We start from the raw sequence: 7,909 nt of genomic DNA, 5'->3' as shown, positions 1-7,909 counted from the left end.
TCATTTTGAAAGGTGCCTACATTCCTGCAATGATACGCCTTGAATTGAACTGTCTTTGATGGCTCTGATACTCGCAATTTATATTGATTTAGCTCTAACACTTTAAACACTTAGGAAACTTTAATATGCGAGCGATTATAGCACTTTTGCTCATGCTGCCTTTTGCAGCTTCTGCCGACGGCTTTGATTCAGGCGACACAGCTTGGATTTTAACCGCATCAGCGTTAGTTTTATTTATGACCCTACCTGGCTTATCCTTCTTTTATGCAGGATTAGTCCGCAGTAAAAACGTTTTATCCGTTTTAATGCAATGTTTTGCGATAGGTTGTTTAGCCTCAATCGTTTGGTTAGCTTTTGGTTACAGCTTAGCCTTTGGTGAAGGTAATGCTTTTATTGGTGACTTGTCGAAAAGCTTTTTAAATGGTGTTGGCAAAGACACTTTAAGTGGTTCAATACCTGAGCCGTTATTTTTTGTTTTTCAAATGACCTTTGCCATTATTACCCCTGCACTTATGGTCGGTGGTTTTGCTGAGCGTATGAAATTCTCTTCTGTTTTACTTTTCTCCATTTCTTGGTTAATTCTGGTTTATTTACCTGTTTGCCACTGGGTATGGGGCGGCGGCTGGCTTGCTGAAATGGGTTTACTAGATTTTGCTGGTGGTACAGTTGTACATATCACAGCCGGTGTTGGTGCATTGGTCGCGGCACTTGTGATTAAAAACCGTCGCGGTTATGGTAGCGCTTCTATGATCCCACATAACTTAACTATGACAGTGGCTGGTGCCGGTATGTTATGGGTAGGTTGGTATGGCTTTAACGGTGGTAGTGCTTTAACTGCTAGTGGTGATGCGGCAATGGCGATTTTAGTCACTCATATTTCAGCGGCTGCAGGTGCATTAACTTGGGCAGGTTTAGAATGGGCGAAATACGGTAAACCTTCGGTATTGGGTATAGTTACTGGTATGGTCGCTGGTTTAGGTACTATCACCCCAGCGTCTGGTTTTGTAGGCCCGGCAGCATCCTTAGTTATTGGTATTTCTGCGGGTGTTGTCTGTTTCTACGCAACAAACTTAATTAAACAAAAATGGAAAATTGACGACTCGTTAGATGTTTTCCCTGTGCATGGTGTTGGTGGTATTTTAGGTACCTTCTTAGCTGGTATCTTCTGTTCAACTGAGCTTGGTATCTTCAGCGGTTATGGCTTTGGTGGAGACAACACCAGTATTGGTCAACAGTTGGGTGTACAAACTATCGGTATTTTAGCCACACTCGCATACACAGCAGTGGTTAGTTTTATCCTACTGAAAATTGTAGCTGTGGTAACTAAAGGCATTCGTGTCGATAACGAGCAAGAAGTTCAAGGTTTGGATATTACCAGCCATGAAGAGCGTGGTTATAACATTCAAAACTAAGCTCAATTAGATAGCTAAAGTTTAGCCAGAACGATCCCTTGAGTACTCCCCGTCTCATCGGATCGTTTTTTTATTCCTTCAATACACCCAGCTATATCCATCCTTATACTGCCTTGTTATCCAGAGTTCAGGTTATATTATCGAGCTTTTTTCGCTTGTTTCTTCTGCTTAGCTTTAACTTGTTTTTTCTTCAATAAGCCACGCACTTTTTTCTTTGGCTTTTTAACTGGCACTTTTGCTTCTTTGTGTTTTGGCTCTAATCCTTCAACTACGCGGCGCGCAAGCTTCTCTTGAATGTAACGTTCAACTTTGCCCAATATCTCCATATCGTGCGCTTCAACTAAACTAATCGCAGTGCCCTTCTTGCCCGCTCGACCTGTGCGGCCAATACGATGGATATATACATCAGCAGTACGAGGCATATCAAAGTTGAATACATGGCTGACATCGGCCACATCTAAACCACGCGCGGCAACGTCAGTTGCGACTAAAATCTTTTTATGTCCTGATGTGAAAGCCTTAACCGCTTTTTGGCGCTTGTCTTGTGGCATTTCACCTTGTAACCAACAACAATCTAATTGTGCTGTGGTTAATTGGCCACTCAGCTCCGCCACGCGCTCACGTGTTTTAACAAATACTACAGCTTTGCTGACTTCCTCTTTTGCCAGCCAATGAACTAAAAGTTCTAATTTATGTGGACGCGAATCCGCCATATGTATCCATTGGTGAATTTTAGCTTTTTCACGACGTGGAGACTCAGCTTCCACTAATACAGGATCTTTTAAAACCTGTTTGGCAAAACGTTCTACGCCCTCGCCTTCAAGTGTTGCTGAAAACAATAAACTTTGTTTACGCCAGCGTGCTTCACCACTGATGCGCATCATAGTTGGACCAAAGCCCATATCTAACATGCGATCTGCTTCATCTAACACTAACCATTCAATATCACGACAATCGAATGATTCATCTTCAATGTATTCAAGTAAACGACCTGGCGTTGCAACAACAACGTCGACACTACCTTCGGAGATTTCTTTGTGTTTACCATAGTTAATACCACCGGTAATTAAACGGCTGGTCACTTCGGTAAACTGACTTAGCTGACGGACGACTTTAAAGGTTTGTTCGGCAAGCTCACGGGTTGGCGACAAAATTAAAATACGAACACCATTGTTTTGTCGGCTTCGTGGAAAATCTAAAATATGCTGAAGTGCCGGCAATACAAACGCAGCGGTTTTACCCGTACCTGTTGGTGCACTGGCTAGAATATCCTTACCGTCCAAAGCTGGTTCAATAGCTAAGGTTTGGATAACGGTTGGGCGGGTGTAACCCTGTTGTTCAATGGCCGTTAAAAGGCTTTCATCTAGTTCTAAATCAGCAAAATTCACGATAATCATCCGCAGTCATTCAAGGCTGCACATTCTAACCCTTCAGACCTTTAAGTAAAGAAAAGCTGATTTTTTTAAATGAATTTATCATTAAACTGGTCAATTTATCAGATTTGTTTGGTAGACTGGCTGATGCGCGTGTAATTTTAACCGGACAAGCAGGTTTAGTATTGATGAGTGTATATGACGCAGAGTTGGTTGAGCAATTTGGAGAAACCATCTATCAAAAGGGATTGAATTTTTATCTGCAAGATCAGGTTAGAAAACTTAAACCCATATCATCACTTAACACAGTAACTGGTGTTGTTGAGTGTCGTAACCAAGTGTACCGAGTCGCTATCGACAAGGCGGATCTGTCTTCACTCTGTTCCTGCGATAAAGGTGGCAATTGTGAACATGCAGTAGCTGTGCTGATTGCGGCTGAAGCTGCCAACTTAATTAGTCGCTCACCCGTTAGTGCATTTTTACAGTGGCAAGAAAAACTGCATAAACAGCCTAACTGGGATCAAGGGTACTTCACGCAACTAACCGCAAGCAACGACAACTTACTGCATTTTGTGTTAAATCCGATTGTGGAACCCAACAGTGGTTTTACTCAAATTCAATTGCAACTGCATAACATCAAACATAAAGCCAATGCGGAAGATGCAGAAATACTTAATATCCTCAATCAAAATGTCGGCAGTAAATCATCGAGTCAAAGATTATTAATAGGTCACAATGCCAGCGAAGCTCTACCTTTATTATTAGAATCAAACCGCTGTTATTGGCAAAGCAATAAATCTAAAGCACTAAAATATGGTGCACCGCGCAAACTTTCTTTACAGTGGAAAAAACAAGCAGATGGCCAATTTAAATTGCAAATGCAATTAGATAAATCTGAACGCTGGTTTTTAATTGCCAGTGACAGACCTTGGTATATAGACCCACAAAAAGGCACCATGGGCGAAATTGAACACAATTTATCTGGGTTTAACTTATCTGCCTTAGCGAATTTACCAGAGTTAGATAAAAATGAACTGTTAGATTTCTCGGTTTGGCAAAACACCTATTGGCCAGAATGTACTATCAGCTTACCACTCGAACAAGTTATAGAAAGGGTTGAAGAAAAACTCACACCAGTGTTACGAATCGGATTAAACGAAGCTGGTTATATCGCCAAACTTAGATTACGTTACGGCGAGCACGAAATTCCAATGAGTTTAATCAGTGCACCTTTTGTCCAACTGCAACAACAAGACAAAATCATTCAAATTCAACGTACGCCGTCAATTGAACGCAAAGCCTTTTATTTATTAGAGTCGTATGGTTTTGCCCATACCAAAGGCAGTTCAACTAGCCAAGATTTTGAATTTTTCTACAACAGTGAAATTGGCGTGCGTTACGACCAATTTTGGCTGAATATATTTGAAGAAGTATTCCCGTTGTTATTATCACAAGGCTGGAAAATTGAATTTGAGCCAGGTGTTCAACCGATTAATGTCATTCAAGATCCTAGCTTTGAGTATCAAATTAGCGAAAGCCACGACTGGTTTAAACTTGGATTAAAAATTGATTTTGACGGACAAAAAATTGATTTAATCCCTGTACTGATTAACTGGTTGAAACAAACAGAAAACTGGAAGAATCAAACTGGTCGGGTCAAAATTGCGCTGAATCGTCACCAGTTTATTAAAGTAGATATAGAATCGCTTAAACCTGTGTTGGCAATTTTACAAGAAGCGAATAACAAACAAGCTAAGTTTTCTAACAGGCAAGCACATATACTCAACCAAATACCAGAAATTAATTCCTGTATTGGTGGCCAACATGTGCGCAAACTCGCACACCTACTCGAAAGTTTTGACGGTATAAAACATATAGATGTGCCAAAAAGCGTTAATGCAACTTTGCGCCCATACCAACAGCAAGGTTTAAACTGGCTAAGCTTTTTATTTGAATACAATTTTGGTGGCATATTAGCCGACGATATGGGCTTAGGTAAAACACTACAAACTTTGTGTTTGTTAGAGTCAATGCGCCTACAGGACAAACTAGACAAACCTGCGCTAATTGTTTGCCCTACAAGTTTAGTCGGTAACTGGCTGAATGAAGCAAATAGATTTACCCCTGAATTAAATATTACTGCCGCTTACGGACAAAACCGCCAACAAGTGTTAGATGAGCTAGAGTCATACCAAGTTGTAGTGACCACCTACCCTCTAGTTAATCGTGATTTTGAATTTTTGCTTGCACATGAATACAGTTTGATTGTATTGGATGAAGCGCAAAATATTAAAAATCCACGTGCACAAATGACCCAAAATATTAAGCAACTGATCTCTCGTCAAAGATTGTGTTTAAGTGGCACACCAATTGAAAATCACCTCGGTGAATTATGGTCGTTGTTCGACTTTTTAATGCCCGGCTTTTTAGGCACGTTAAATAAATTCAGCAAAGAATATCGCAAACCAATTGAGCAACTACGAGACAGAGAAACGCAAAATCGTCTGCATAGCAAAATTCATCCTTTTGTATTGCGCCGCAAAAAAGAAGAAGTTGCCAAAGAATTACCAAAGAAAACCGAGATCATCAAACACATCTCACTGGAAAACGAACAACGTGTATTGTACGAAGCAATCCGTGCAAGCATGGAAGACAAAGTGCGTAACATTCTAAAAATTAAAGGTTTGGCTAAAAGCCACCTTGAGTGTTTAGATGCGCTATTAAAGCTTAGGCAGATTTGTTGTGCACCACAACTGTTAGATTTAGAAAGCACTCAACAAATTGAACAAAGCGCCAAACTTGAATATTTAATAGATGTAGTGCCAGAAATGTTAGAAGAAGGCCGCAAGATACTAATATTCTCGCAGTTTGCAAAAATGCTGCATATTATCTCAGGTAAACTAACAGAATTAGGCATAGAGCACTCTAAACTAACGGGTGAAACACGCGATCGGCAAACACAAATTGACGCCTTCCAAAATGGCGAAGTATCTGTGTTTTTAATCTCGCTAAAAGCCGGTGGTACAGGCTTAAATTTAACCGCTGCAGATACTGTGATTCATTACGATCCCTGGTGGAATCCAGCTGCTGAAGCACAAGCGAGCGATCGCGCTTATCGTATCGGCCAGAAAAAACCTGTGTTTGTATATAAGCTAATTTGTGAAAATACCATTGAAGAAAAAGTCTTGCATATGCAAGAAAATAAAAAGCATTTAAACCAAAGCATGTTTGCTAAAGAGCAAGTAGATTCAGTAAAAGATTTAACCGCTGATGGTTTATTGGAGCTATTTAAAACCGCTTAATTAACTTACTAAATTTAAAATAAGACAACAATGAAGATGACAAATACCATGATTTGCCAGATTGTACGTCAAGGAAGATTTTTTGTTGCATCGTCCAAAACGACCTTGCAACCAGTACAGAGCGATTTATAGGCAGGATACGTATGAAAATAGCTTATTCTTTGGCCGTGCTCTTTGTCTTATTTATGTTTAAAACCTTCTTTTTAGTTCAGTTGGGACTAGCGGAAGCAGCCTTGATAATAACAAGCAATTTAATCAATTTGCTGATGCTCAGTTTGATGATTTATAGCAATACACAGCTGAAGCGCAGAGCTGATTTTTTTAACTATGCGAGTGTTCTATTAGTATTAACAACGCTGACAATTATCCTTGATGGCATCAGTTTCGTCTCTGCAGTTTTTGCACTGAATCTGTGTTACCTAATGCTGCAATATCGCAGATTCAGGCCTGCTCCCACAAATAATTCCTAGTGCGCTGAAATGATTAATAACCAGACAACGGACGACAGATTAACGACAAAACGATAAAAACAGTTTGCCACGCTCAGCGAAGTTAACAAACTCACCAAAACTTGGCGCTGCAGGCGACAATAAAATCACCTGGCCAGCTTTGGCATGTTGATTCAGCCAAGCCATGCCAATGGCCATGTGCTCAAAGTATTGAGCTTTACTCGCTAAATCGGCTGGTAATAGCCTTAATATACGTTTACCTGTTTCACCTAATAATAGAATTTTATTGAGTTGGTAATTATCTAGTGCGCTAATTAACTCAACATAACATTGGCTGCGCTCTGCCCCACCTAAAATTAAATTAATCTCTTGGTTTTTATAACAGTCTAGTGCACATAAAGTGGAATCGGGTGTAGTGGATATACTATCGTTTACATACAGAACAGAATTTGTCCCCTGCACTTCCTGCAGTCTATGTTCTAACGCAGCGAAACCATTTAACTTAGTTAGCAGCTGCCGCCAATCAAAGCCTAAGTGCTCGACTATAGCTAAACAAGCAGCTAAGTTTTTTAGGTTGTGTTGGCCTTTTAGTGAAAAGTTATGTGTTAGTTGTTCGTCCTTGTAGTAGAGCTGATTATCTTTAATGTGGAATCCACATTCATCTGCAAACGCCAGCTTGCACACGCCATTTGATAGTTCGTCTAAAGCAAGATATTTAGCGGATAGGCTAGATTGAGCGTTATACACCACGGCATCAGCAAAATTATCGCGTGCCAGCCTAGTCTTATCTAAATAATATTGTTCAGCAGTTTGATGCCAAGGAACATGTTCTTGAAATAAATTCAGCAATAAAAAGATGTCTACTTGGCTATGTAAATCCGCCAATTGGTAGGACGACAACTCTAATATAGTCCAACTATTTTCATCTGGTTTTACTTCTAAAATAGCCCGGCCTAAATTACCTGCTAGCTCATTGTTTACGCCTAATAAGTTAAACAAATAATGCAGTAGACTCGCTGAGGTACTTTTACCTTTGGTACCAGTTACAACAATAGTTTTAGCCTGAGGGTATGCATCAAACCACATTTGCGTAGTTGAAGTAATTTTACTGCCCGCATGCTTAAACAAATTAACTTCAGCTCGGTATAAGCTGATACCAGGGCTTTTAATCACATAACTAAATTGGCGGTTGATTGCCTGTTCAATGCCCGGCTCACCATATAAGTATTCAATACCATGTTGCTGAGCATAGTCTTGAGTTGCTTGCTCATAAACATCAGTCAATAGGCTAAAATTGAGCTGCCGGCTGGCTAAATAAATGGCTGCACTTTTTCCTTCAACCCCAAAACCCCAAATTAGATATGTGTTCATCT

General features: G+C 40.1%; 5 protein-coding genes. 3 read left to right on the top strand and 2 right to left on the bottom strand.

The window, feature by feature from the left end:
• The first annotated feature begins 125 nt into the window (after positions 1 to 125).
• A complete protein-coding gene (locus WSC_RS0109240) occupies positions 126 to 1,412 on the top strand; it encodes an ammonium transporter (protein WP_016955641.1) in 1,287 nt (428 codons plus the stop codon).
• 137 nt (positions 1,413 to 1,549) lie between these two features.
• Here the strand turns inward: WSC_RS0109240 and srmB are convergent, their stop codons facing one another.
• Positions 1,550 to 2,800 carry an ATP-dependent RNA helicase SrmB gene (gene srmB / locus WSC_RS0109230; RefSeq protein WP_026016765.1) on the bottom strand — a complete coding sequence of 417 codons (1,251 nt, stop codon included), beginning with the start codon at positions 2,798 to 2,800 and terminating at the stop codon, positions 1,550 to 1,552.
• Positions 2,801 to 2,973: 173 nt separating this feature from the next.
• On the opposite strand from srmB, the gene WSC_RS0109225 reads away from it, so the two are divergent.
• Positions 2,974 to 6,087, top strand: a complete 3,114-nt coding sequence (locus WSC_RS0109225) for a DEAD/DEAH box helicase (RefSeq protein WP_050996153.1) — start codon at positions 2,974 to 2,976, stop codon at positions 6,085 to 6,087.
• A gap of 143 nt (positions 6,088 to 6,230) precedes the next feature.
• Entirely contained in the window at positions 6,231 to 6,557 is a 327-nt protein-coding gene (locus WSC_RS0109220; protein ID WP_016955638.1) for a hypothetical protein, read from the top strand.
• Positions 6,558 to 6,596: 39 nt separating this feature from the next.
• Here the strand turns inward: WSC_RS0109220 and murD are convergent, their stop codons facing one another.
• On the bottom strand, positions 6,597 to 7,907 hold the full coding sequence (murD, locus tag WSC_RS0109215) for a UDP-N-acetylmuramoyl-L-alanine--D-glutamate ligase (RefSeq protein WP_016955637.1): 1,311 nt from the start codon (positions 7,905 to 7,907) through the stop codon (positions 6,597 to 6,599).
• Between the last annotated feature and the right edge of the window lie 2 nt (positions 7,908 to 7,909).

The organism is Catenovulum agarivorans YM01, assembly GCF_000281085.1.
Classification (GTDB): domain Bacteria; phylum Pseudomonadota; class Gammaproteobacteria; order Enterobacterales; family Alteromonadaceae; genus Catenovulum; species Catenovulum agarivorans.
This window is presented reverse-complemented; position numbering and strand designations above follow the sequence as displayed.